This is a genomic window from Planctomyces sp. SH-PL14 (assembly GCF_001610835.1).
Lineage (GTDB): Bacteria > Planctomycetota > Planctomycetia > Planctomycetales > Planctomycetaceae > Planctomyces_A.
Genome location: NZ_CP011270.1, coordinates 703,962 through 729,027 on the forward strand (window position 1 = coordinate 703,962; position 25,066 = coordinate 729,027).

Below are 25,066 nucleotides of genomic sequence, written 5' to 3' on the forward strand. Positions count from 1 at the left end.
GCATGTCCGAGCCCCCGACCTCGTCGCCATCGGCCGTCCCTCCCGGGCCGCCGGGCCGCGATCCGCGTCCGCCCCAGCCGCAATCCGCTCCGGTCCCTTCGGCGGGAGCCTCCGCCACCCCGGGGGGGGCCGGACCGGCCTCGCCGTTTCGTCGTCGGTTGCCCGCAATCCTGATTGCGATTCAGCTCGTCGCCGGACTGCTGACCGCGGCCGCGAAGTGCACCACCTTCGATGAGTGCTGGCACCTGCCGGTCGGGCTGCTCAACCTCCGCGAACATCGGTTCGACTATGACATTCTGAACCCGCCGCTGGCGCGGATGTGGTGTGCGATTCCGCTGTACGTTTCGGGCGTTCAAGCGAAGGCGGTCTCGGCCCAGGAGGGTGTCGGAACGCTGTTTCAGCAGGACCACGTTCAAAACTATCGCTGGCTCTATTTCTGGGGCCGGTTGCCCAACGTGGTTCTGGCCTGCCTGCTCTCCTGGCTGCTCTACCGATACGCGCTGCACTTCCTGGGCAGCCCGGGGGCGGAGTGGACGCTGCTGCTGTGCGTGACGTGCCCCAATCTCCTGGCGCATGCCAGCGTCGTGACGACCGACGTGCCGGCCGCGGTCACGATGACGGCGGCGACGCTGTGGCTCTCCCGCTGGGTCGAAATGCCCGACAACCGCGGAGCCCTGCTGTGGGGGCTCGCGCTCGGGGCCGGGTGGGCCTCCAAGTACACGGCCCTGATGCTGCTGCCGTTTCCGGTGGTGGCGGCGGTCCTGATCGTGGGGATGCGGCGGGCGAGCGTTCTGGCCGCCGGTCGGCAACTGGTGCTGGGGATCGTGACCGCGCTTGCCGTGCTCAACGTCTGCTACCTGTTCCAGGGGACGGGGCGGTCGCTGCGGAGCTACACGCTTGAGAGCAAGTCGATGATCCGTCTGCAGCAGCGGACCGGCTTTCTGGCGAGCCTTCCTCTTCCGGTGCCGCGGGACTTCGTGCAGGGGCTCGACATGCAGCAGCGGATGCTCGAACACGAGCACCCGGTCTTCCTGAACGGCGAGTGGACGACCCACGGAAGCCGGGACTATTTCCTCTATGCCCTCCTCTACAAGCTGCCACACCTGCTGCAGATCGCGTTTGTGGGGGGCTTTGTGGCGGCCGTGTCGCGCGGCGGGGCGCAGCGGTGGCAGGTGCTGTGGCTTCTGGCGCCGGGACTGCTGCTCTTGGTCATCGCCTCACTGACGCCGATGCAGCTCGGGATCCGGTACGTGCTGCCGAGTCTCCCGATGATGTACCTATTCGGCGGGTATGGAATCTCCGTGATTCTGAACTCGCTGCCGAAGGCGCGGCCCGTCTTCGTTCCTCTTGTGGCCGTGGTCGCGCTGGCGTCGTTGCGGTATCACCCGGACCATCTGCCGTACTTCAACGAACTGGCGGGGGGGCCGCTCGGCGGGCGGAGCTATCTGGCTGATTCGAACCTGGACTGGGGACAGGACCTGTACGGCCTGCGGGACTGGATGAAGTCCGCCAATGTGCCGTCCGTCTATCTGGCCTACTTCGGGACGGTCTCGCCCACGCTTGCGGGGGTTCGCTTCGCTCCTCCGCCGGACCGGTTTCGGCCGGGGGTGTATGCGATCAGTGCGAACCTGGTGCTGGGGCGGCCCTCGGTGATTCCGCTGCCGGATGGATCGACCCGTTCCGTCGATGCGGGGGCGCTGATGCCGTTTCAGGTGCTTAATCCGATCGAACGGGCCGGGTACTCGATCGACATCTACCGCGTGACCGAGGCGGACTTGCCGGCGCTGGAAGAGGCGCGGCGGTTCATTGAGCGCGCCCGGTAAGTCTTCGTTCGGACACCGCCCTCTGCCAACGACGGATATCCGACTCGCAACCGAACGCCGCCAGCCAACTGGGTCCAGTGGCACCCTGGTGGGGAGTGCAGAGGGGCCGGTGTTGTTTTCTGGCCCTTTGCCCGCCGGAGGCCTGGCCGTCGAGGGATGTCTGAAGGAGCACGTATCCAAACGCGGACACCGTGCCGGATGCCCCCTCACCAACCCGCGGGGATTGCAGAGCGAGCGGTGAGTCCTCAACGCCGGTTCCACAAAGGGGACGTCCGTTGTGTGCCACGGTTCCGCACGAAAATGCCTTCGGCGGCAAGGGGGTGAGACCCAATGCTGTTCATGATCGGGCTTGTAACGTGGTCCGAAGTCGTTGGAGTTGTTGGAGATCTTCTCGGGTGGCCGGTTGGATTTTCGGGGGGCCGGGCGGCCTGTCCTGCTTCGGTCTCGGCCACCGGCGGATCTGTTTCGGGCCGACTCGACCGTCCCTGTCCACCACGGCCTGACAAAGCTGGTCCCGCAAGGACGGCATGCGGCGGACGGGGCGGCCGTGGACGACTCGACGAAGCAGACGGCGGACGGCGTCCCGAGCTTTGGCGGCAGACCAGTTCGCCGGATGCGATCCCGAGGCGATCAGTTCCCGAGCCGTCAGCAGTTGCAGTAGCCAACTCGCCAGGACATGCCAGGTCTGCTCCGCCAGCGCGCCCTCCGGCGTGCGGCTCCGCAGCGTCTGATGGCAGAGCGTCTGCTTGAGCGAGCGATAGTGCAGCTCCAGGCCCCAGCGGAGCCGGTAGATCTCGGCGGCGTCCTCGTCGGACAGCGCCCTCTCGTCGTGGATGTTCGTGACCAGCGAGACCGGTCGTTTCTGATCGTCGCGAACGACGATCAGTCGCAACACGACGGGCGGCTGGTCGCGGCAGCGGGTGGGCCACAGCGAGACCGTCTGGCCTTCGGTCTCGACCGCCCAAGCCAAGTCAGGACCGTCCAGACCGGTCAGGAGTCGGATGTTTCCCCCCACCCGCAGGACGAAGTCGTGCCGGTTCCGGGTGAGCCAGCGGCACAGCTCAAAACTGATGAAGCCGGCGTCGGCGGTCAGCAGGGAGCGGGGCGGCAGGTTGTCCCGCATGTCGTCCAGCTGTCGCCGCTCGCTCTGTGTCCCCGGCCCCAGACGGAAGTCCCATGGCAAGCCGGTTCCGATGTGCAGGAGTGTCGTCTGGAAGACCTGCGGTGTGGTCCCCTCCTTGCCGGCGCAGCCCAAGGCCTGTTCGTTGGGCGTCGTGCGAGGGGCTTCGAAGCGGGAGCCATCGACGCCGAAGACCGCCCATCCCCGGACTCGCCAGTCGTCCAGATGCTCGGCGACGAACTGTCGCAGGCGCAGGAGGATCGGATCGCGCATCCGGGGGAGACCCCGAACGCGGGCGGCCAGGAACCCGGAGAGCGAGTCGCCGATGGTCCAGGCGGGAAAGACTTCGCGGAGGATGTCGCAGGCGGCATCGAACTGCTCGCGGAGGGTCACCTGGGGCTGCCAGCTCATGATGGTGGAGACCCAGAAGATCTTCAGCGGGGTCCAGCCGGCGTTGCCGTGCGAAGAGAACCGGCTGAACCACTGTGGGGGAAAGACCGTGGCGATCGCCTCAATGAATTCGTGACGATACGATCGCCGCTGTGGCTTCCAAGCCATCTTCGAGCCTCCGTGCATCGGGCCTGTGTCGTAGAACAACACAACCGATGACGAGGCTCGAAGTCTTTTGCAATCCCACAGTTAACGCCAGTTCCGAGACAGAGTCGCGAACGGCGTTGGGTGAGACCCCCTTGACCCCAGGCTGCCGTGGCACGTTGGGTTTGAGCTATGGACGTCGTACCGGCAAGGACGGCGTTCGAGACAACGGGGTTCAGTCCACTCCTCGACTGCCCACCATTCGGCGAACGCACCCACCCGGATTCAGGGCGGATGCCCTGGCCGCCAGCTGCATCGTTCAGACCAGGACGCCGCCACGACCCGAGCGCTTCCGCTCGTTCTCGCTCAGGGCGATCTTCCGCAGCCGGATCGCATCCGGGGTGATCTCCACGTACTCGTCCGCCTCGATGTATTCGAGAGCGAGTTCCAGCGAGAGGTCGCGGGGCGGCTCCAGCTGGATCATGTCGTCCGCACCCGACGAACGCATGTTGGTCAGCTTCTTCTCGCGGATCGGGTTGACGACCATGTCGACGTCGCGGGCGTTCTCGCCGACGATCATTCCCTCATAGACCTCGACGCCGGGACCAACGAAGAACGCGGCCCGCTCAGCAAGCTTCCACAGGGCGTAAGCGGTCGTCTTTCCACCTTCCTGGGAGACCAGCACGCCATTCTTACGGCGGGCGATTTCCCCTTCGACGATGCGATAGTCCTCGAAGCGGTGGTGCATGATCGCCTCACCCTTCGTGGCGTTCAGCAGCCGGGTCTTGAGGCCGATCAGCCCGCGGGCGGGGATCAGGAACTCAAGGTGCGTATGGCTTCCCCGGCCCGCCTTCATGTCCGTCATCTGGCCGCGGCGCTGGGAGACGAGCTCGATCACCGAGCCGACGTCACCGGCCGGAGCTTCGACTTCCAGACGCTCGAACGGCTCGTGCCACTTGCCGTCGATCTGCTTGCGGATGACTTCGGGCTTGCCGACCGAGAGCTCGTAGCCTTCCCGGCGCATCGTCTCGATGAGCACGGAGAGGTGGAGCAGACCGCGGCCGGAGACCTTGAAGCATTCCTTCTGGTCGGTCTCCATGACCTTGAGAGCCACGTTCGATTCCAGTTCCCGCTGCAGGCGGTCCCGGATGTGGCGGCTGGTCACATACTTGCCGCTCTTGCCGGCCAGCGGCGACGAGTTGATGGTGAAGGTCATCGACAGGGTCGGCTCGTCGACCTTGATCCGCGGGAGCGCCTCCGGAGCAGAAGGATCGGCCAGCGTGTCGCCGATTTCGGCATCGGGAAGTCCGGTGAAGGCGACAATGTCTCCCGCCACCGCCTCCTGGACCTTCTCGCGGCCGAGTTTGGCGAACAGTTCCACCGTCTCGACCGTTTCGGAAATCTGGACTCCGTCCCCCTTGAGGATCACGACCTTCTTGCCGGGCTGGATCTTACCCCGCTCAATCCGGCCGACAGCGATCCGGCCGACGAACTCGGACCACATCAGCGACGTGACGGTCATCCGGAACGGAGCCTCGAGGTCGACTTCCGGTCCCGGGATATTGGCCAGAACCATGTCGAGCAACGGAAGAATGGTCCCCGACTTGGCGTGCGGGTCGTCGCTGGCGAAGCCGGTCCGGCCGCTGGCGTAGATGTGCGGGACGTCGGCGGCATCCTTGAGGCCGAGCTCCTCCATCAGGTGCATCGTCTCGAACAGGACCTCTTCGGCCCGGCTGTCCGGACGGTCGACCTTGTTGACGACGATCAGCGGCTTGAGGCCGACTTCGAGGGCCTTCGTGAGCACGAAGCGGGTCTGGGGCTTCGGGCCTTCGGCGGCGTCGACGAGCATCAGAGCTCCGTCCGCCATCCGCAGAACGCGTTCGACTTCCCCGCCGAAGTCGGCGTGGCCAGGGGTGTCGATGATGTTGATCTTCACGCCCTTGTAGAAGATCGCGATGTTCTTGGCGAGAATTGTAATCCCGCGCTCGCGTTCCAGGTCGTTCGAGTCGAGGACGCATTCGCCCACGGTCTCCGACTCGCGGAACACCCCGCTCTGCTTCATGAGCGCGTCCACGAGGGTCGTCTTCCCGTGGTCAACGTGGGCAATGATGGCGATATTCCGGATTTCGTTGCGTCGCATGGGCGGGAGAGAACAGACAGGCAGGAAACCGAGGGGCGTGACACACCGCGGGCGGGAGGGAGCAAACGGCCACCTCGTAAGGGCGAAGAACTTTAGCGAGCAAATTGATTGATTGGAAGGTGCCTTGCGCAAAGAAGTTGTGCAGATTGGCCGCCGCCTATCCGCGGCGGATCGCCATGTTTCGGCAAAAAGATTGCTGGCGACTGCGTTTGTGAGAAAGAGGGCCGGCCGAGCGGCGTGGTCCCGGTTTCAGACCGGTTCTTGAGCGGAAATTCTTTCAGCTTTTCACTTTGCTTCACGAGACTACCGGTTTTACGCTGGTGGTCGAAAGTCGCGGATGTGCCACCGTGCCTCTGCCGATGCGATCCTTGCCGCAGCCCCCCGCCGTTTCCGGCCCCGCCTCCGATCGGGACGCCGCGACGCGGTCGAGAAACCGTCCGGACGGGAGTTTCGTGGACCTGACGTCCCCCGCCACCCCGATCACTCGTCCCGGCCGCTCGGCAGCGGTCTGGGGGGGATTGCTGGTGTCGGTCGTCCTCCACGCCGTCGCGCTGACCGTTCTGGCCTTTGTGACGTTTCTTACGCCGTCGATGCCATCGATGGTGACCCTCGACGCCGGGCTGATCGAAGAACCGAGCCAGGTTTTCGAAGCGGACGACTGGATGCAGCGTCCCTCGGTGTTCCGCAGCGACGGGCGATCCAACGGCGGGGGCTCTAAGGGGAATTCGCTTCACCTGCCGGTGACTTCGGCGGCGGTACTGCCGAATTTCGACGCGGTCGCCTCGATCGACGCGCCGCTCAGCGATGTGGCCACTGAAGGCCCGATCAATCTGGGAGCCCGCGTGGCCGAGAAGGCGAGCGGGGTCGGGAACGGGAACGGCGCCGGGATTGGAAACGGGACGGGGAACGGCGTCGGGGACGGGAACGGCTACTTCGGAATGAAGGCCGACCGGAAGTCGATCGTCTTCGTGGTCGACGCTTCGAACAGCATGAATCACCCCTATCCGGGGATCGCCCGGACCCGGTTCGGCCGCGTGAAGCTCGAGCTCTTCAAGACGATCTCGCAGATGACGGAGGAGCAGAAGTTCTTTGTGATCTTCTTTGCCGAGGACGCCCTGCCGATGCCGGCCCGGAACCTGGTCTCCGCTACCCCGGAAAACCAGAAGCTGGCCATGGAATGGATCGGCGGGATCCGCACCTTCGGCAACACGGAGCCGCAGAACGCGGTCGTCATGGCCCTGAAGCTGAAGCCTGACGTCATCTACTTCCTGACGGACGGGAACTTTGACCGGGACACGGTCAAGTCGGCAAAGCGGCACAACCCGACCAAGATTCCGATCCACACGATCGGCTTCGGCGACAACACCGGCGAAGTCCGGATGAAGGAGATCGCCGAGCTGACGGGGGGGACCTATCGCTTTATCCCCGAGGAGCAGCCGACCCAGCAGGCGGCCGCTCCCGAGCCAGACAAGACGGCCAAGCCGTGATCACCCCGCCCTGAAGGCGGATCCGTGCTCATCTGCAGCGGATTGTTTTCGCCACAGATGCACACAGATCCCGTCGCCGGCTGAGCTGGGCGAACTGCCGACTACTGCTTCATCTCGGCCAAAACAGCTCGCATCCCCTGCCCCAGGACGATCGTGTCGACCCCCGAGACGAGGAGCGTGTAACCCTTCTCGTAGTAGGGGCGGATCGAGGCGGGAGTGACGCCGAAGATCCCGAGATGCAGCCCGCTGCGGCGGCAGACGTCGGTCACCCGTTGGATCGCCGCCACGACGTCGGGATGGTCGATCTGGCCCATCAGTCCCATGCTGGCGGAGAGGTCGTAGGGGCCGATCAGAACGCCGTCGACCCGCGGAACGGCGGCGATCGCCTCGATGTTCTCGACTGCCCGGATGTTCTCCGCCTGGACGATCACGAGCGTCTGCTCGTTCGCCGACGCGACGTAGGGCTGGAACTCCAGGCCGTAGCCGTGCGCCCGGGCGATCCCGACGCCCCGCGCACCGTGGGGTGGATACCGGCTGTACTGGACGACGCGGTGAGCCTGCTCCGCCGTGTTGACCTGCGGGACGATGATCCCCGCCGCTCCCAGGTCGAGGGCCCGCTTGATCGGGACCTCTTCGCAGGCCGGGACGCGAACGAGGCAGGGGACGCGGCGGCTGACCGTCTGGAGCACCCGCTCCAGTTCCGCCGCTTCGAAGGGGCCGTGCTCGGCATCGACGAACAGCCAGTCAAATCCGGCGTCCGCGAGGATTTCGGCCACCGTTCCGGAGGGGACCGTGAGCATTGTTCCCAGCAGCAGTTCTCCGGCCAGAAACCGCTTGCGCAACGCGATCGACATGAAGGAGCGCTCCTTGAGTTAAGGGGGGCCGAAGGGTACCAGCGGGTGATTTGTCTCGCATCTGTGCCCGCTGCCTGGGAGGCGAAACGGGTGCGTTCGCTGGATGGTGTTCGAGGATATGGCGTTGCGGCGGACGGGTGATCGACGGCGCCAACGCACCGGGTCCAGGGGCACCCTGGTCAGGGGATGCAAGGGGGCGACGCCCCCTTGCCCGCCAGAGGCCGTCTCGTCGAGAGATGTCTGAAGGAGTGTGCATCCAAGCGAGGACACCTTGACGTATGCCCCCTCACCACCCCGCGGGTACTGCGAAGCGAGCGGTGAGTCCTCGACGCCGGTCCCATAAAGGGGACGTCCGTTACTTACAGCGGTCCCTCATGGAGGTGCCTCCGGCGGCAAGGGGGTGAGACCCCCTTGACCCCGGCTGCCGTAGGGAGTGTGGACATTGAGGGTGGCGTTTTCCTCTGGAGTTGGCATCATCGGCTGCACTTCAGACCGGTCAAGGAAGACCACGATGTCCAGACGCCACGCTCTCACCGACGCGCAGTGGAACCGGATCCAGGATCTCTTGCCCGGTAAGGCTGGTGATCCGGGGAAGACGGCTGCAGACAATCGTCTCTTTGTGGACGCAATCCTGTTTGTCGCCAAGACAGGGGTTCTCTGGAGAGACCTCCCCGAACGATTCGGGAAGTGGAACAGCGTCTGGCGACGATTCGATCGCTGGTGTGAACGGAACGTCTGGAAACGACTGGCTCAGGAACTGGGCGAGTCGGATCTCGCCGAACTCCAACTCGACTCGACGTCCGTCAAAGTGCATGTCGCGGGCCTTGGCGGTCGTCGTCAGGCCGAGGAAAAAAGAGGATGCCGACGAGCGCCGCTGTCTCGGCCGGTCTCGCGGAGGTCTGAATACCAAGGTCCATGCGGCTGTCGATGCTCAAGGGCACGTGGTCAGCATGAAGCTCAGCCCCGGCCAGGACGGTGACGGCCCGCACGGCCGGGAACTGCTTGCGGAGTTCTCCCGAGGGCAGATTGAGCACGTTCTCGCTGACACCGCCTACGACGGTGATGAAACGCGGGCCCTGGTGAAGCGGCTGAAAGCGAAGGCTTGTATCAAGCCGCACAAAAGGCGGACCAGGACGAAGCGTTACGACAAGGAGCGTTACAAGCACCGGAATCTTGTGGAGCGGTTCTTCGGCCGCATCAAGCAATTCCGTCGTGTGGCGACCCGGCCCGAAAGGACGGCCAGGAACTTTGTCGGCTTCGTCTGGCTCGCGGCCCTCATCATGGACGTCTTGTGATTGTCCACACTGCGTAGCACGTTGGGTCTGAGCTATGAGACCCAGCCCTTTGAAGGTGCATCCTCCTTCATGGTAAACCGGTGTCATGTCGAGACATGCACAGGATTTCCAGGGAGGAGGCGACCATGGTTGGTCAATCGGTCCTCGACCGCTTCATTCAGCAGGCTCCGCTTTGTGTTATGGCCCGGGCGACACTTGAGAAAGTCTTCGCCCCGCAGAGATTGGATGCCCTGTTTCAACGGACGGCTGTCCGACAGTACGAACGGGAGCTTCTGTTCTCGACCGTCGTCGATCTCATGAGCCTGGTCGTCTGTCGCGTCACACCGTCCGTTCATCGGGCCTATCAGCAGAAGAAGGCCCAGATTCCCGTCTCCATCCGGGCTCTCTACGACAAACTGGGGCATATCGAACCGGCCACGTCCCGAGAACTGGTGCGGCAGACCGCCTCTGAGATGGCCGAGCTGATCCGGACGCTGCCGGCGATGGCGGCTCCCCTCCTTCCCGGATACCGGGTCAAGATTCTCGACGGCAACCACCTAGAGGGAACAGAGCATCGGCTCAAGCCGCTGCGAACTCAAGGAGGCGGAGCCTTGCCCGGCCAGTGCGTCGTCCTGCTCGATCCCCAGCTCCGCATGATCCTGGACGTGATTCCTGACCTGGATGCCTACACCCAGGAGTGTCGTCTCTGCCTGCCGCTGTTGGAGGGGATCGAACCCAAGGATGTGGTGATCGACGATCGGAACTTCTGTACGAGCGAACTCCTGTTCGGTCTGGCCCGACACGCCGCGTTCTTCATCACCCGGCAGCATCGGGGCCGGCTGCGATGGGAGGTTACCGGGAAAGCCAAATCGCTCGGCCGGGGCGATTCCGGCCGCCTGACGGAAGAGCCTGTCCGCCTGACGGATCCCACAACCGGTGAGGTCCTGCCGGTCCGCAGAATCACCATCGAGTTGGACGAACCAACCCGGGATCACGACTCCACGCTCCACTTGCTGACGAACCTGCCCGCCAGTGAGGTCACCGCAGCACAGGTCGCTGAGCTGTATCGGGAGCGATGGACGATCGAGACAGCCTTCCAGGAACTGACGACACACCTGAGGTGTGAACTCAACACCCTTGGCTATCCGCCTGCGGCCCTCTTCGGCTTCTGCACGGCGGTTGCGTGCTACAACGTCCTGGCGGTCGTGCAGGCCGCTCTGGCTTCTGCTCATGGCCAGGAGTTCGTTGACGAGCAGTTCTCGCACTGGCGGATGTCGGATGAGCTCAGCCGCACCTACGTCGGGATGATGATCGCGATTCCGGCGGATCAATGGGAACAGTATGGAACTCTTCCCACCGAAGCTCTCAGCCGGCAGCTCCACGTCTGGGCCCAGAGCGTCGATGTCATGCGATATCGCAAATCGATTCGTGGTCCAAAGACACGCACCAAACGTCCAGCCGCGAGGGCTCAGCACATCTCGACCGACAGGCTTCTCAAGCAGCGGAGATCCAACACGGGATAGCCACCTTCAAAGGGCTGCCCCCTTGACCCCAGGCTGCCGTCGCACAATGGGTTTGAGCTACGGGAGTCGTGCCGGCGAGGACGAAATCAGGCCGACTGCCGCAGCGCCACGTTCGCCTCGGCTGCAGGGACTTCATTCCACCGGTTCGACCGAGCAATCGTCCCCAGGTCGTTATTCCGCGTCCCCTGCTGCAACATCTCCTTATGGGCGGCACAAGCCACCATCTGCCGGAGGTAAAACGGCTGCCGGACCACATAGTGGTGGATGATGTGCGTCGCGCCAAAGTTGAAGCAGAAGAGCTGCAGCGGCGCAACCAGCCAGCAATTCAGAATCTGGTTCTGATAGAAGACGTCCCGATCCGGAATGTCCTCGTAGTAATGACTGTACGACGACATCAGAACGAGCGAGCACTGCCGCAGGACATTGGGAAGGACCAGCAGCACCGCCAGGTCCCGCATCACGGGATACCCCTCAGGCGGCAGGAAGTGGGCGAAGTCGAAACTGGGCGCCCAGCCGTTCTGCAACCGCCAGTAGCCAAAGAACGATTCCCAGATCACGAGGAACGACAGGTACGTCGGGACCGACATCAGCGAAAGCCGCATCGGCTGGAAGTCCGGTACGTCCTTCTTGATCTCGCGGAACAGCAAGAGCCCCGCCATCGGGTGAATCGCCACCAGGAGCCGCCGCAGGCCGAACGGAAGACCGATCCCGATCAGCCGCTCCTCGATGTCCGTCACCTGCCCGCTCTCCTGATGGTGCCGGAGATGGATCTCGCGCCGGTACCACGGATTGAGGCTCAGCTTCGCCATCCAGATCACAAAGAACATTCCGTTCTGCGCCAGCGGCGAATGACGGAAGTACAGGTCGTGGATCAGGTCGTGTTCCAGCTCATGCAGAATCGACAGCGGCAGGGCCATCAGCGGAATCGCGCCCCACCACGGCAGCACCCCGTTCAGATACAGGGCCGCAACGATCCCCATCACTCCCAGGCTGCCGAGGAAACAGAACATCCCCAGCAGGTTCTGGCGGGCGAGAATCGGATACTTGGCCCGGAGCCGCTTTTCTTCGAGAACGATGGCGGTCCGGATCGCCTTCGTTTGAGCGGACGACTCACCCTGCATTGGCGACCTCGTTCGTCTCACGGGACCCGATTTTTCGGTGATCCGGCGCGGGACGGAGACTGAAGTGAAAGATGGCAGACGAGTTCAGGATGGGCATCGGGTGGCAAATCAACCCTATTCACTCGGCTGACCGTCCGGAACCCGCGAAGCAAATTCCGGACACAAAACTGGGAAGAATCCGGAAATCTCCCAAGCCGGGAGAACAGCTTTCCAGAGGGCAATCATAAGTATGCTACTGAGTTGGCCGCTTCGGCCAGAGAGGCGTCCGCGAGGAGTCAAAACGGTGGGGTTCGCCGATTATTTACGGCGCCGGCGGGAGGGACGAGGGGGGGACTGGGGAGGGGGAGAAATTCTTCACTGCGGCACGATAGGCAAGTCCCGACGAAAGCAAACCCAAAATCACCTCGATTCCCCAGAGCAGTTCCGGAACCGGTGATGGCCGGTCCACCACGTTGGAGTATCGAAAGGCAAGATAGTCCCGCGGCTCCGGCGAGACTTGTCGCCGAAACGCCTCAATGTACGGGGCTCCGGCGGGGTCGTTCGCGTCCACCGACTCGATGAGCTTCATCAGGGCCTGACGTTCCTTGTCCTGCCGCGCGGCCGCCTGGACCTCCGCCCGGTGGGCCCGGAACGAGAGGTAGGTGGCGTTAAAAAGCGCGAGGAGCGTCAGCAGCAGGACGAACCAGATCCCGCGCCGCGGCAGGCGAAATCCTTCGCGGACCGCCATCCAGCCCCCAATGCCGCCGATCGCCGCCCCCACTGCGGCATAGAGCAGCCCCAGCCGTTTCCACCCGGCCGGGAGAGACGGGGCCATCGTGGAAATCACCAGGGCCGCGAGAACCACCGCCGCCAGCCACCGCCATCGGCTGGGGGGCGCCTTCGCCTCATCAGCGGGCGTGGACGAAGCAGCCTCCTGGGGAGCAACGCCAGGACCGACAGTCACCGGTACGGAACTTTCCGGATCGGAACTCACCGGGTCGACACTCCGCAGGCCTCCTTGGCCCGATCGAGGACCACGCGGGCCTTTTCCCGAGCCCGCTTCGCTCCGGCCGCCAGGACGTCCTGCACGTACGGCAAGTCCGCCGCCAGCGCCGCCCGCCGCTCACGGGCGGGGCCGAAGAACGCCTCCGCCTTCTCGTACAGGGCCTGCTTGGCTTCTCCGTACCCCATTCCGCCGGCCCGGTAACGGGCCGCCAGGGCGTCCTGTTCCTCGGCGTTGGCGAACAGTTTGAAGAGAGTGAAGATCGAGCAGGTGTCGGGATTCTTCGGCTCTTCCACCGGCGTCGAATCGGTCTTGATCGACATCAGCTTCTTCCGCAGCTTCTTCGGCTCCTCGAAGACCTCCACAGTATTGTCGTAGCTCTTCGACATCTTCTCGCCGTCGAGGCCGACCACCTTGGCGGTTGCCTCCATGACACGGTAGTTGGGGAGCGTGAAGACCTCGCGGTTGTAAATCTGATTGAACCGCTGGGCGACGTCCCGCGTTACCTCAACATGCTGAACCTGATCGACCCCGACCGGGACGAGCTGGCTGTCGTAAATGATGATGTCGGCCGCCATCAGGACCGGATACGTAAACAGCCCTGCGTCTGCGGCGATCCCCCGCTCTTTCTTGTCTTTGTAGGCGTGGCACTTGTCCAGGAGATGCATCTGCGTGACGGTCATCAGGAGCCACGTCAGCTCCGTCACCTCCGGGATCTCGGACTGAACGAATAGCGTCGCCTGCTTCGGGTCGAGCCCCAGGGCCAGGAGGTCGAGTGCGGCGTTGAGCGTGTTCTGCCGCAGCCGCTCCGCGTCCCGGATCGTCGTCAGGGCGTGCAGGTCCGCGATGAAATAAAACGCCTGCTCGTTGTTCTGCAGGGCGATGTACTGGCTGATGGCGCCGAAATAGTTCCCCCAGTGGGGACGGCCGGTCGGCTGGATTCCGGAAAGAACGCGCATGGATCACATGGGGAACGAGGAAACACGAATACAGGCAGTAGCCTTTATCGAGGGGAACTTGTCAATCGGAGACGAAAGGGATCGGGGCCAACGGTTGCATTCGCCGATGGGTGGTCGCCAAACACTGGCCTCACCGGGTCCAGGGGCACCTTGGTGGGGGATGCAAGGGGGCCTGTGTTGTTTTTTTGGGCCCTTTGCCCGCCGGAGGCTTGGCCGTCGAGAGATGTCTGAAGGAGCGCGTGTCCAAACGCGGACAACGTGCGGTATGCCCCCTCACCTAACCCGCGGGGATTGCAACGCCAGCGGTGTATTTTGAGGGAGTCCTCAACGCAGGGACCACAAAGGGGACATCCGTTGTGTGCCACGGTTCCTCATGGAAGTGCCTCCGGTGGCAAGGGGGCGTGGCCCCCTTGACCCCAGGCTGTGGGTCGCGGCATGGGCGTCCATCCGCCGGGGGCGTTTTTCGCCTCGCCTCGTTCGAAAAACATTCGCTATAAGGTGGCCCTATGGGACAGAGTTTTCTCCAACTTGATGCCGACCTCATCATCTCGACTGTCGAGACGTTGTCGCGGCGAATCCGGGAGCGGTTCCCCAAAGCCGGTCTCGGAAAAGTCTGCGACCAGCTCCTGGCCGTCTCCCGGCAGGCCCAGGTCCGGGCGGCCGGCATCGCACGGCCCATCTGGAGCGTGCGGCTCGGCGCCGTGGCGTTCGTCCTCGGCATCGCGGCTATGTTCGCCGTGACCTATGTGAAGCTGAATCCCCGCGACAGCCAGATCAGCACGGCGGAGTTCGTGCAGGTCCTCGAGGCGGGCTTCAACGCCACGGTCCTGATCGGCGCGGCCCTGATCTTCTTCTTCACACTCGACACCCGCATCAAACGCCGCCGCTGCCTGGAAGCAATCCACGAGCTGCGATCGATTGCGCATATCATCGATATGCACCAGCTCACGAAGGATCCGGAGCGGCTCCTCTCGCCCGGGAGCGACACCGCGTCCTCCCCGAAACGGACCATGACCGGGTTCGAACTGAACCGGTATCTCGACTACTGCAGCGAAATGCTGGCCCTCGTCGGCAAGATCGCCGCGCTTTATGTTCAGGATTTTGCCGATGCCGACGCCGTCGCGGCGGTGAACGATCTCGAAGACCTGACCGCCAGCCTCGCCCGCAAGGTGTGGCAGAAGATCATGGTCCTCAACGAGATCCCCCTCGACCGGAGCGGCGCCCCTCCCAAATACTCCGACACGACGATGTACATCCCGGCGTCGGAGATTCCGGGTTCGCCGGGCCCCACGCCGCCGTCCGGTGCCACCACTGGTCCTCCGCCCGCCACGACACTCGGAGCCGCACTTCGCGCCAAGGAATCGTCATGAAGGGATTCGTTTCACTCGCCCGTCGCCTCCGCCTTCCGCTCGGCGCGGCGCTTCTCCTGAGCGCCGGATGCGGCGGAACGTCGACGCCCCCCAGCGACACCGCGACGGAGGTTTCGTCGGCGCCCGGCAACGGGGCCGCTCAGCCTTCGACCGCCCGCGGAGCCTCGCCACAGACTCCCGGTGTCCTGACGGTCCCGGGAGAAGGGCGCTCGCGCGATCTGGCAACGCTGTCGATTCCGCTCATCATCAGTGAGGAGGAAGGGCTCCTCGTCCCGACAGAGACCGGCCCCCCGATCTCTCCCGCCGCCGAGAAGGCCTGGCGGAACCTCATGCGGCCGGATCTCGCCGCCGAGCAGTGGGACGCGGCCCAGCAAGCCCTGGTTGAACTCGGCGCCGAGGCGACGCCGCTCCTCAACCGCGAGCTCGGCTCCTCCGAGGAATACCATCGCGAAATCGCGGCAACCCTCGTCGCCCAGCTCGGAACTCCCTCAGAAGCGACCCAGAAGGCTCTGCTCCCGCTCCTCGACGACAAGTCTCTGTTCGTTCGCGCCAACGCCGCCGCCGCCCTGGCGCCGGTCGCCGAGCACAGCGAGACGGTCGTCCCGGTGCTGACGAAGCTCCTCAAGGCCGACGATCCGCAGCTGCGGAAAATGGCCGCCATGAACCTGAGCTCCTTCGGAAAGGAGGCCGCTCCCGAAGTGGCGACGCTGGCCGCCGCGTTGGAAGACAGCGACGCCGAAGTTGTCCTGCCGGTCGTCCAGCTCCTTGGCCGGATCGGACCTCGGGCGGAACCGGCGATGCAGCGTCTCCAGCAGATCGCCTTCGAGCAGGAAGGGGAGGTCAAGCGGGCCGCCCAGACCGCCATCGAACAGATCCGGACGTCGGCCAACGAATAGTCTCCCCGTGTGGCAGACGGACGAGGAACGGGCCCCGCAGCGTCCCGTTTTTCGCCCCGTTCGCTAGAGTGCGTGTGGTTCACGTGCCCCGTCCTGCCTCGCGGGCGTTCGTGCGTCGCCGATTCCTCCTCCGGAATCGGCCGCGGGCCCCGGCCTGCGGGCATCCGATCCCGCACACCGAATCGATCCGACCTTCTGGAATTTCATGGACCCGCTTCCGCTGCTGCAGGACCTGATCCGCATCCCCAGCGTCAATCCGATGGGGCGCGACCTCACCGGCCCGGAATACTACGAGACCCGGCTGACGGAGTTCCTCGTCGGCTTCTTCCGCTCGCTGGCTGTCACGTTCGAAACGCAGGAAATCGCTCCCGGCCGGCACAACGTCGTCGCCCGCATCGACCGCCCCGGCGCCCGCGAGACGATCGTCTTGGACGCCCACCAGGACACCGTTCCCGTCGACGGAATGACGATTCCGCCGTTCGAGCCGCGGATCGAGGGGGACCGGATCTCCGGACGCGGTTCGTGCGACGTCAAAGGGGGACTGGCCGCGATGCTGGCCGCGTTCGCCCGCCTGGCCAAGGCGCCGGAGCGGCTCCAGGCAAACGTCGTCATGAGCTGCACGGTCGACGAGGAGTTCACCGCGACCGGCGTCAACCGGCTGGCCAAGTCGTGGAGTGAACCAGGCGGATGCCAGCTCCTTCGCGAGCGGCCGACGCTGGCGATCATCGCCGAGCCGACCGATCTCGATGTTGTCGTCGCGCACCGCGGAGCGACCCGCTGGAAAGTCGTCACGCGGGGCCGCGCCTGCCACAGCTCCGAGCCGACGCTCGGTGTCAGCGCGATCTACCGCATGGCGAAGGTCGTGTCGGCCCTCGAAGAATTCGCGGCCGAGCTGCCGACTCTCCATCCGGCCCATCCGCTGTGCGGCGGCTCGACGCTCAGTGTCGGACGGATCCAGGGGGGCCAGAGCGTCAACATCGTTCCCGACTACTGCGAGATCGAGATCGACCGCCGCGTGATCCCCGGCGAGGACCCGCTGGGCGTCATGGACGAACTGCGGGACTACCTCCGGACGAAGGTCGATTTCGACTTCGAGATGCTCCCTCCTTGGATCGTCGGCCTGCCGCTTGGCGACGACGAAAACGGCGACCTCGCTGACCGGCTCCTGAAGGTCATCGCGGCCCAGGTCGGTCCGCGGAAGAAAGTCGGCGTTCCTTACGGAACACACGCGTCGCGGTTCGCGGCCGCCGGGGTGCCGTCCGTCGTCTTCGGTCCCGGCTCGATCCGGCAGGCCCACACGAAGGACGAATGGCTCCCCATTACGGAGCTCCGCCAGGCGACCGATATCCTGGAAGCGTTTCTCACGCAGTAGCACTCAGCGAGTTCTAGCGCGAGACCAGCCGCATCGCCTGGCCGTGCCAGAGCCATTCGAGGTCTTCCCGGTTCCACCACTGCTTTCCGGCGGAAGGCTCGAAGATCAGGGCCCGGCCGAAGTCATCGAAGCGGAGCAGCACCACCGCGTGCGCCCGTCCGGGGACCCAGCCCTGGTCGTCGGCGTAGCTGGCCGGCGCCGTCGAGGAACTCTTGAGCCCGACATGCAGGAGGAACGGGCCTTTTCGGGATTCCAGGTCCGCGATCGTGCCGTTGATCAGCTCCACCTGCAGCGGCGTTCCCGTCACTTTCTTCTTGAGACCGCGGTACGTTCCGCTCCAGAGGGTTCCGGAGCGGCGCGTCAGGCTCAGCGTCGCGAGCTCCGCTTCGGTCGCCTGCAGGTCATGCCATGAGAGGAGCGTGGCCGCCGCCGCGGGAGCGCACGAGACGTCTGTTGATTGGAGATGCATCCAGCTCCCTCGCGTCGATGAACGGGTCACGGGAGAGACGCCGATCAGGGGATGGAACATCGAGTAGAACCCCATCCCGAGCACGGTTCCCCCTAAGGCGAAACGCGACCATCGCGGCCGGGCGCTGTCTCCGGCGGCGATTCCCGCAATGGCGGAGCAAAAGAGGGGCAGCCAGTTTCCGAGGATGATGACGTTGGAAAGCGGCATCAGCATGATGATCCAGTTCGACTGGTAGCCGCACTGGATATATGCCACGAGCGCGGCCGCGGTGAGGATCGCGGCCATGTTGCGGGATCTCGGCTCGATCCCCGCGGACCAGTGGACGAGCCGGACGAAGAGCCAGGTGCTCAGCCACGTCATGAGGCCGAGTCCCCACAGCAGATCACCCTCCAGCGCAGCGGGCATCGCGGCACCTCTGGATCAGGCCAACGAAACAAGCGACATGTCCTGATTACGTCGTCCACTCTCCCGACGTGGGCGCAGAGGGGGGAGAAGGATCTGACGTAACCGCCACCGGCCTCTTGGATCACTCCTGCGAGCAGCGGAGTGCAGCGGGGTTGTTATTGCCAGGTTTCGTCGCGTGTGTCAATTTCGATTGTTTCGACCGGGGCGTTGAGATGTTGATTCCTGCCGAAGCTTTCGAGCCGCGTGGCCGGACCACGTCCTTGCCGGCACGACTCTGCTCGCTCAGACCCAACGTGCGACGGCAGCTTGGGGGCAAGGGGGCCACGCCCCCTTGCCGCCGGAGGCACTTCCATGAGGAACCGTGGTAAACAACGGATGTCCGCTTTATGGGACCGGCGTCGAGGACTCACCGCTCGCTCTGAAATCCCAGCGGGTTGTTGAGGGGGCACACAACACGTTGTCCGCGCTTGGACACCATCTCCTTCAGACATCTCTCGACGAGAGGGCCTCCGGCGGGCAAAGGGGCGTTGCCCCTCTGCACTCCCCACCAGGGTGCCCCTGGACCCGGTGAGGTCCAGCGTAAAGTCGCGATGGTTGAGTCCATCCCCCGCATCCGCGACAGTGGGACTCGACCGATTCCCTTTGAGACCCACCATGCGCATCCTCCGCTACCGAGACTCCGCCGGCTCCATCCACCTCGGATGCCAGCACGACCAGAAAAGCGTCACCCGCGTCGAAGGTGACCTCTTCGGCTCCCTCAAAGACACCGGTCAACCGGCCGAAGTCGCGGAGTGGCTCGCCCCCCTCATCCCCACGGATATCCTCTGCATCGGCCTCAACTACCGGAAGCACGCCGCCGAAGGGAACCAGGCCATCCCCGAAAACCCCGTCCTCTTCATCAAGAACAAAGGGGCCCTCCAGAACCCAGGCGCACCGATCGTCCTCCCCAAGAAGCTCCCCAGCCAGTCGGTCGACTACGAGTGCGAACTGGCCGTCGTCATCGGGAAGGAATGCCTCAACGTCTCCAAAGCCAACGCCCTCGACTACGTCGTCGGCTACACCTGTGCCAACGACGTCAGCGCCCGCGACTGGCAGCGGAACGGCGGCGGCGGTCAGTGGTGCCGTGGTAAAACCTTCCGCACCTTCGCCCCCCTCGGCCCAGTCCTAGTCACGAAAGACGAGATCCCGAACCCCAACGACCTCAAGATCAAAACGATCCTCAACGGCGAGGTCATGCAGGACTGGACGACGAGCGACATGATCTTCGACGTCCCGACCCTCATCGAGTTCCTCAGCGCCAGCACGCTTCTCCTTCCCGGAACCGTGATCCTCACCGGCACCCCGCACGGCGTCGGCTTCGCCCGCAAGCCACCGGTGTTCCTCAAGGCGGGAGACACGGTGACGATCGACATCGAGAAGATCGGCCAGCTCACCAACCCGGTCGTCGACGAAGACTGGAAGTAACCACTCACGCGGCGGGAACGGCACGCGCCGTCAGCGACGTGCCGGGAACCGGCGGAGACACACGATGACCGACCGACAACTGACCTGCCGCATCTGCGGCGGGACGGAACATTACTCGGAGGTCGTCCACGCCCGCGGGGGGTACGGCCCCGACCTGCTCCCGATCGGTGGCTTCTTCTCGTCACCGAAGTTCCGCATCGTCGTCTGCGGCGGATGCGGCCACATTGAGTGGTTCGTGATGGAGAAGGACCTCGAAAAAGTCCGGACGAGGTTCTACCCCTACCCGCCCGAGGAGTAGCCGCGGCGGCCTGTCCGTCGCGAGGGACCTATTGCGGAGAGGAGAAAACCAGGAAGCCCCATGCCTCAGATCATCAATCAGAATATCAAGTACGACATGCTCGTCCTGAAGCGGGCCGGGGTCGAGATCCCGTCGCTGGGGCTCGACACGATGATCGGGGACTACCTCCTGGATGCCGGCGCGCGGGCCCACGGGCTCGACGAACTGGCGAAGAAGTACCTGCTCCACACGATGATCCCGATCACTGACCTGATCGGAAAGGGGAAGCAGCAGATCAAGATGAGCGATGTCCCCGTCGAGAAGGTCGCCGAGTACGCCTCGGAGGACGCCGACATCGCCTGGCAGCTCGCCGAGATCATCGAGGCGAAGCTCAAGGAACAGGGCCTCTGGGACCTCTACTGGAATCTGGAGCGGCCGCTGATTCCGGTCCTGGCCGAGATGGAGTGGCACGGCATCAAGGTCGATGCGGACGAGCTCCGGCGTCAGAGCGCCTCCGCCGCGGAGCGACTGGAAGTCCTCGTCCGCGAGATCCACGCGATCGCCGGGCGGGAGTTCAACATCGACTCACCCAAGCAACTCGCCGTGATCCTGTTCGACGAGCTCAAGCTGCCGGTGATCAAGCGGACCAAGACCGGTCCCAGCACCGACCAGGAAGTGCTCGAAGAGCTGGCCAAGCAGCACGAACTCCCGCACAAGCTCATGGAGCACCGCCATCTCCAGAAGCTCAAGGGGACGTACCTCGATGCCCTTCCCGAGATGGTGAATCCTCACACGGGGAAGATCCACACTTCATTCAGCCAGGTCACCGCCGCCACGGGCCGACTCAGCTCCAGCGACCCGAACCTGCAGAACATCCCGATCCGGACGGAGGAGGGCCGCCGCGTCCGCCGGGCCTTCGTGCCGTCCGAGCCGGGCTGGAAGCTCGTCTGTCTCGACTACTCGCAGATCGAACTCCGGATGCTGGCCCACTTCTGCCAGGACCCGGCCCTCGTCGACGCCTTCCAGAAGGGGGAGGACATCCATCGCCGCGTCGCCGCGGAAGTCTTCAAGGTCGCGCCCGAAGCGGTCGACTCGAACCAGCGGCGGGTCGCCAAGGCGGTCAACTTTGGCGTGATCTACGGCCAGACCGCCTACGGCCTCTCGGCGACGATCGACATCGAGCAGGAAGAGGCCGAAACCTTCATCACGGAATACTTCCAGCGGTACGCCGGCGTCGAAAAGTTCATCAACGACACACTCGATGAATGCCGTCAGAACGGTTTCTCGACGACGATCCTCGGTCGCCGCCGGGAGATCGTGGGGATCCGCCCGCGCCGATACCGCAACCTGAACCTCCCCGAGCGAACGGCGGTGAACTCGGTCATCCAGGGCTCCGCGGCGGACCTCATCAAGCAGGCAATGATCAACGTCCACGCCAAGCTCAAAGAGACCGGCCATCCCGCCCGGATGCTCCTCCAGATCCACGACGAACTCGTCTTCGAGGCCCCCGAGGATCAGGTCGAATCGCTCGTGGCGCTCGCCAGGCACGAGATGGAGAATGCGATCCCTGTCAGCGTCCCGATCGTCGTCGACGTGAAAAGCGGTGACAACTGGCTGGATGCGAAGTAAGGTCGGGCTGACGTCACGCGATGAGATAAAGTTCTGCGGTCTTTCGACCGCAAATCGCCTCTTTCTTCCAAGCGTCGTGCCTCCGCTGCCGTAGAAGTTGGTGGGTCTGCCAAATCCTGGAGCGGCCAATGTCCAACGACTTCCTGATCGTCGTCCTGCTTCACGCCGTTCTGGCGGTCGCTCTGGTTGTCGTGCTGGCGAGAGACGACCGGAGGAAAACTGCGGCGAAGTGGCTCCAACGCATCACTGGCGTCGCTGGGGTGCTTTTGTTGATTCCCTTTGGAGACCTTCTGGCGGCCGCTGTCCTGCTCGCGACATCGATAATTTGCATTGTCGGCCGAACCTTCGATTGGACGTCCCGGCGAATGGCCATCGTGAGCGGGACGGCCATGCTCGGCCTGTTCAGCTTCTACTGGATCATCTATGTCGCTCAGGTTCGATCACTGGACCGATTGCGAGAGGACTACCCGCTTGTGTCGCTGGCTCCGCGTCTGGCGCACGAATCATCGCGGTCACTGCAGGACACTCCGGACCTCATGCCGGAGGTTCGTAAAACGTTGGACGCGACGGAAGAGTTTCTGGACCGGGACAGTTGGCGCTCGCACGCCCTGGAACTGCTGCATTCGCGAGCCTCGCATGAGTTCGTGAGCGCCCCGGGCTTCGGGGTGACTCGCATGCGGCGTCCCAGTCGGCTGGCGGTCGTCCTCAAGGAGGAACCGCCGGAGCCGTTGCCATCGGCGCCGCCCGCGATTGTCGACTACCGCACGGAATCCGAGCCAGCGGCGAATGCGAAGTCTCTGAGGACGAAGCACTTCGGGGCTCGGGACCACTTTCTGGACGGCCGGGCCTTTGGTTTCGTCCGGAACCGGGACCAGGTGGCGGGATTTGAGGCCCACGCGTTCCGAAGACCGTTTGCTCCGGAGGTGGAGACCGACACGAAGCCGGTTGCCTGGAAAGTGACGAGCCTGCAGCTTGTCAGTCTTCTGAAGTTCGAGGCGCCCCAGGTTTACGACACGCCGCATTTTCCCGACATGGTGGAGCTGGTCGGTGTTCCAACGCGTTCGCTGACCCCCTTCGAGAGCGACAGTCTCCCAAAGCTGGCGACCCAGGAGGATGTCGTGATCGAGCCGGGTCAAAACCGGATCGAGATGCTGGGCTCGCTGCGAGCATCCAAGACCTGCACCGCCTGTCACTCGGTTCCCGAAGGGACACTCCTCGGAGCGTTCACCTACGTCATCTCCCGCTTCCCGGCCGCGGCGGAGGCGGTTTCCGAACTACGGTAGCGATCCTCACAGAAGACGGCTCTCGGGATAGTGGCGGCGGTGCAAAAACCAGCGGAGCGTCAGGAGGAACGCGAGCACGCCCCCTTTCACGGCAAAGAGCGGCGCCGATTGCTCCCATGACTCGCGGACGTCAGTCAGACCGAAGGCAATAAACGCCAAAGCGTAGGCGATCTCCAGTCCCGAACGGCGGTTCCGGCTCCAACGGGCGAGGACGAGCGTCGCGAAGACGAACCACGCGCCGGCTTCCGCCAGGTTGAACCAACGGTAGGCGATATCACCCGGTCCCGCGGTCGCGGCGTCCCAGATCCACCAGGGATCGAGAAGCCACGACCGGAGATCCCGCGTGGCCAGATCGGGAACCCGCGATCGCAGGGTCACGGCGATCGAGAGCGGCAAGGTGTGCATCGGTCAGGGCCTCAATAGCGACCGCTGCCGATCAACGCTCTGTGGCACCGCCGTGAGCTCTGTGGTTCAAAGCCCAGGGAGACTGACCAGGGCGCGTGCCCACGCAGAAACGAAGACTCGTTTGCTGTCTGGCCAGGCTGAGGAAACGGTCGATGGTCCTGCATACGCAGGCCGGATCAGACCTTTAACTCGACCGCCGCGCCGGCGAGTGCCTCCGGGTACTTACCGCGGATCGGGTCGACGACCCCGGCAATGAAGGCGTCGACCTGTTCGGGGGAGCGGCCGATGAACCGCTTGCCGTCGAGCATGCTCTCCATGTCGACCTTGGCGAACGCCGGATCGGCCTTGAGCCGGTCGATGAGGTCGTTTGCCCGGCCGAACTCCTTCACTTCCCGCGCGGCGGCGTGGCTGTGGACGCGGATCAGTTCGTGGAGTTCCTGCCGGTCCCCCCCCTGCTGCACCCCCGCCATCATGATCTCCTCGGTCGCCATGAACGGCAGCTCTTCGTTGAGATGCTTCTCGATGACCTTGGGATAGACGACGAGACCGTCCGTGACGTTCCGGTAGATGATGAGGACCGCGTCCGTCGCCAGGAATGACTGGGCGATGGCGAGCCGGCGGTTGGCGCTGTCGTCGAGCGTCCGCTCGAGCCACTGCGTCGCCTGCGTCTGCTCGGCGTTGGCGGTGAGCGACATCGCGAAGCGGGCCAGGGCGCACATCCGTTCGGCCCGCATCGGGTTCCGCTTGTAGGCCATCGCCGAGGAGCCGATCTGGCCGGACTCGAACGGCTCTTCGATCTCCTTGCGGCTCTGGAGAATCCGCAGGTCGCTCCCCGCCTTATGGGCCGACTGGCCGATCCCGGAGAGGGTCGCCATGACCTGGGCGTCGACCTTCCGCGAGTAGGTCTGGCCGGTCACGGGGTAGGACGAAGGGAATCCCATCCGCTCGGCGACCATCTGGTCGAGCCGTTCGCACTTGGCGTGGTCGCCGCCGAAGAGGTGCAGGAAGGTGGCCTGGGTTCCGGTCGTCCCCTTGGCTCCGCGGAACTTGAGGCTCGCGAGGCGGTGCTCGATCTCCTCGAGGTCAAGGGCGAGGTCGTGGCACCAGAGGGTGGCCCGCTTGCCGACGGTCGTCGGCTGGGCGGGCTGGAGGTGGGTGTACCCGAGGCACGGGAGGCCGCGGTATTCGGCGGCGAACCGGGCGAGGCGGTCGATGACCTGCACGAGGCGGGAACGGAGCAGCTGGAGGCTGTCCCGCATCTGGATGAGTTCGGTGTTGTCGGTGACGTAGCAGGAGGTCGCGCCGAGGTGGATGATCCCGCCGGCGGTCGGGCAGAGTTCCTTGTAGGTCTCGACGTGGGCCATCACGTCGTGGCGGCGGATCTTTTCGTGATGGGCTGCGCGGGCGAAGTCGATGTTGTCGACGGAGGCGCGGAGTTCGGCGATCTGCCCCTCGGTGATCGGCAGTCCGAGTTCCCGCTGGCATTCGGCGAGGACGACCCAGAGCCGTCGCCAGGTGGAGTGTTTTCGCTGGTCGGACCAGATCGCGCTCATTTCGCGCGAGGCGTAGCGGGTGTTGAGGGGGTTCTGGTAGATCTCGTGGGACAAGCGTTGGGACTCCGCGCCGTGGCAAAAGGGAGAGGGTAAAGTCCCGGGCGGTTCAACGCAAAGTCGCGGCCA

20 protein-coding genes and 1 pseudogene are annotated in these 25,066 nt (G+C 64.5%); 12 read left to right on the forward strand and 9 right to left on the reverse strand.

The features are described from left to right. Window positions 1-2: 2 nt before the first annotated feature. Window positions 3-1,823 (forward strand): ArnT family glycosyltransferase, encoded by a 1,821-nt coding sequence (locus VT03_RS02885; protein ID WP_082845896.1) that lies wholly within the window; start codon window positions 3-5, stop codon window positions 1,821-1,823. A 337-nt stretch (window positions 1,824-2,160) separates the two neighbouring features. Here the strand turns inward: VT03_RS02885 and VT03_RS02890 are convergent, their stop codons facing one another. Both VT03_RS02890 and typA read right to left on the reverse strand, forming a co-directional pair. After that, window positions 2,161-3,501 carry an IS4 family transposase gene (locus tag VT03_RS02890; protein WP_255378534.1) on the reverse strand — a complete coding sequence of 447 codons (1,341 nt, stop codon included), beginning with the start codon at window positions 3,499-3,501 and terminating at the stop codon, window positions 2,161-2,163. A gap of 295 nt (window positions 3,502-3,796) precedes the next feature. Further along, window positions 3,797-5,617 (reverse strand): translational GTPase TypA, encoded by a 1,821-nt coding sequence (typA, locus tag VT03_RS02895; RefSeq protein WP_075091599.1) that lies wholly within the window; start codon window positions 5,615-5,617, stop codon window positions 3,797-3,799. A gap of 452 nt (window positions 5,618-6,069) precedes the next feature. Here typA and VT03_RS02900 point away from each other — a divergent pair, with 452 nt between their 5' ends. Then, the gene (locus tag VT03_RS02900) at window positions 6,070-7,104 is read left to right on the forward strand and encodes a vWA domain-containing protein (RefSeq protein ID WP_156514251.1); all 1,035 of its coding nucleotides are present in this window, start codon (window positions 6,070-6,072) and stop codon (window positions 7,102-7,104) included. A gap of 101 nt (window positions 7,105-7,205) precedes the next feature. Here VT03_RS02900 and VT03_RS02905 read toward each other — a convergent pair whose 3' ends face one another. Continuing rightward, on the reverse strand, window positions 7,206-7,958 hold the full coding sequence (locus VT03_RS02905) for an HpcH/HpaI aldolase family protein (RefSeq protein WP_075091601.1): 753 nt from the start codon (window positions 7,956-7,958) through the stop codon (window positions 7,206-7,208). 511 nt (window positions 7,959-8,469) lie between these two features. On the opposite strand from VT03_RS02905, the pseudogene VT03_RS35155 reads away from it, so the two are divergent. The 3 genes and pseudogenes from VT03_RS35155 to VT03_RS02920 all read left to right on the forward strand — a co-directional run. Then, window positions 8,470-8,763, forward strand: a pseudogene (locus tag VT03_RS35155) (transposase); the annotation flags it as partial. A 19-nt stretch (window positions 8,764-8,782) separates the two neighbouring features. Beyond that, window positions 8,783-9,253, forward strand: a complete 471-nt coding sequence (locus VT03_RS34935; protein WP_410000386.1) for an IS5 family transposase — start codon at window positions 8,783-8,785, stop codon at window positions 9,251-9,253. Window positions 9,254-9,378: 125 nt separating this feature from the next. Next, window positions 9,379-10,755, forward strand: a complete 1,377-nt coding sequence (locus VT03_RS02920) for a transposase (RefSeq protein ID WP_075091604.1) — start codon at window positions 9,379-9,381, stop codon at window positions 10,753-10,755. A gap of 86 nt (window positions 10,756-10,841) precedes the next feature. Here the strand turns inward: VT03_RS02920 and VT03_RS02925 are convergent, their stop codons facing one another. The 3 genes from VT03_RS02925 to trpS form a co-directional block, all read right to left on the reverse strand. After that, on the reverse strand, window positions 10,842-11,876 hold the full coding sequence (locus VT03_RS02925; protein WP_075091605.1) for a fatty acid desaturase: 1,035 nt from the start codon (window positions 11,874-11,876) through the stop codon (window positions 10,842-10,844). A gap of 301 nt (window positions 11,877-12,177) precedes the next feature. Then, window positions 12,178-12,819 carry a hypothetical protein gene (locus VT03_RS02930; protein ID WP_156514254.1) on the reverse strand — a complete coding sequence of 214 codons (642 nt, stop codon included), beginning with the start codon at window positions 12,817-12,819 and terminating at the stop codon, window positions 12,178-12,180. A 26-nt stretch (window positions 12,820-12,845) separates the two neighbouring features. Further along, the gene (gene trpS, locus VT03_RS02935; RefSeq protein WP_075091607.1) at window positions 12,846-13,817 is read right to left on the reverse strand and encodes a tryptophan--tRNA ligase; all 972 of its coding nucleotides are present in this window, start codon (window positions 13,815-13,817) and stop codon (window positions 12,846-12,848) included. 506 nt (window positions 13,818-14,323) lie between these two features. Here trpS and VT03_RS02940 point away from each other — a divergent pair. The 3 genes from VT03_RS02940 to VT03_RS02950 all read left to right on the forward strand — a co-directional run bounded on the left by VT03_RS02940 (window position 14,324) and on the right by VT03_RS02950 (window position 17,455). Continuing rightward, window positions 14,324-15,187, forward strand: coding sequence for a hypothetical protein (locus tag VT03_RS02940; protein ID WP_075091608.1), 864 nt, complete (start codon window positions 14,324-14,326; stop codon window positions 15,185-15,187). After that, the gene (locus VT03_RS02945) at window positions 15,184-16,083 is read left to right on the forward strand and encodes a HEAT repeat domain-containing protein (protein WP_075091609.1); all 900 of its coding nucleotides are present in this window, start codon (window positions 15,184-15,186) and stop codon (window positions 16,081-16,083) included. Before VT03_RS02940 ends, VT03_RS02945 begins: the two co-directional genes overlap by 4 nt. Before the next feature lie 205 nt (window positions 16,084-16,288). Further along, a complete protein-coding gene (locus VT03_RS02950; protein ID WP_075091610.1) occupies window positions 16,289-17,455 on the forward strand; it encodes a M20 family metallopeptidase in 1,167 nt (388 codons plus the stop codon). Between the two features lie 13 nt (window positions 17,456-17,468). Here VT03_RS02950 and VT03_RS02955 read toward each other — a convergent pair whose 3' ends face one another. Further along, window positions 17,469-18,329, reverse strand: a complete 861-nt coding sequence (locus VT03_RS02955) for a hypothetical protein (RefSeq protein WP_075091611.1) — start codon at window positions 18,327-18,329, stop codon at window positions 17,469-17,471. A 654-nt stretch (window positions 18,330-18,983) separates the two neighbouring features. Here VT03_RS02955 and VT03_RS02960 point away from each other — a divergent pair. The 4 genes from VT03_RS02960 to VT03_RS02975 all read left to right on the forward strand — a co-directional run bounded on the left by VT03_RS02960 (window position 18,984) and on the right by VT03_RS02975 (window position 22,982). Next, entirely contained in the window at window positions 18,984-19,793 is an 810-nt protein-coding gene (locus VT03_RS02960) for a fumarylacetoacetate hydrolase family protein (RefSeq protein WP_075091612.1), read from the forward strand. A 64-nt stretch (window positions 19,794-19,857) separates the two neighbouring features. Beyond that, window positions 19,858-20,091, forward strand: a complete 234-nt coding sequence (locus tag VT03_RS02965) for a hypothetical protein (protein ID WP_075091613.1) — start codon at window positions 19,858-19,860, stop codon at window positions 20,089-20,091. Between the two features lie 60 nt (window positions 20,092-20,151). Then, complete coding sequence (gene polA, locus VT03_RS02970) at window positions 20,152-21,699, forward strand: DNA polymerase I (RefSeq protein WP_075091614.1); 1,548 nt, start codon at window positions 20,152-20,154, stop codon at window positions 21,697-21,699. 128 nt (window positions 21,700-21,827) lie between these two features. Then, the gene (locus tag VT03_RS02975; RefSeq protein WP_075091615.1) at window positions 21,828-22,982 is read left to right on the forward strand and encodes a hypothetical protein; all 1,155 of its coding nucleotides are present in this window, start codon (window positions 21,828-21,830) and stop codon (window positions 22,980-22,982) included. A 6-nt stretch (window positions 22,983-22,988) separates the two neighbouring features. On the opposite strand, the gene VT03_RS02980 is transcribed toward VT03_RS02975, so the two are convergent. Then, window positions 22,989-23,387, reverse strand: coding sequence for a hypothetical protein (locus VT03_RS02980; RefSeq protein WP_075091616.1), 399 nt, complete (start codon window positions 23,385-23,387; stop codon window positions 22,989-22,991). 176 nt (window positions 23,388-23,563) lie between these two features. Further along, on the reverse strand, window positions 23,564-24,994 hold the full coding sequence (gene purB / locus VT03_RS02985; protein WP_075091617.1) for an adenylosuccinate lyase: 1,431 nt from the start codon (window positions 24,992-24,994) through the stop codon (window positions 23,564-23,566). Between the last annotated feature and the right edge of the window lie 72 nt (window positions 24,995-25,066).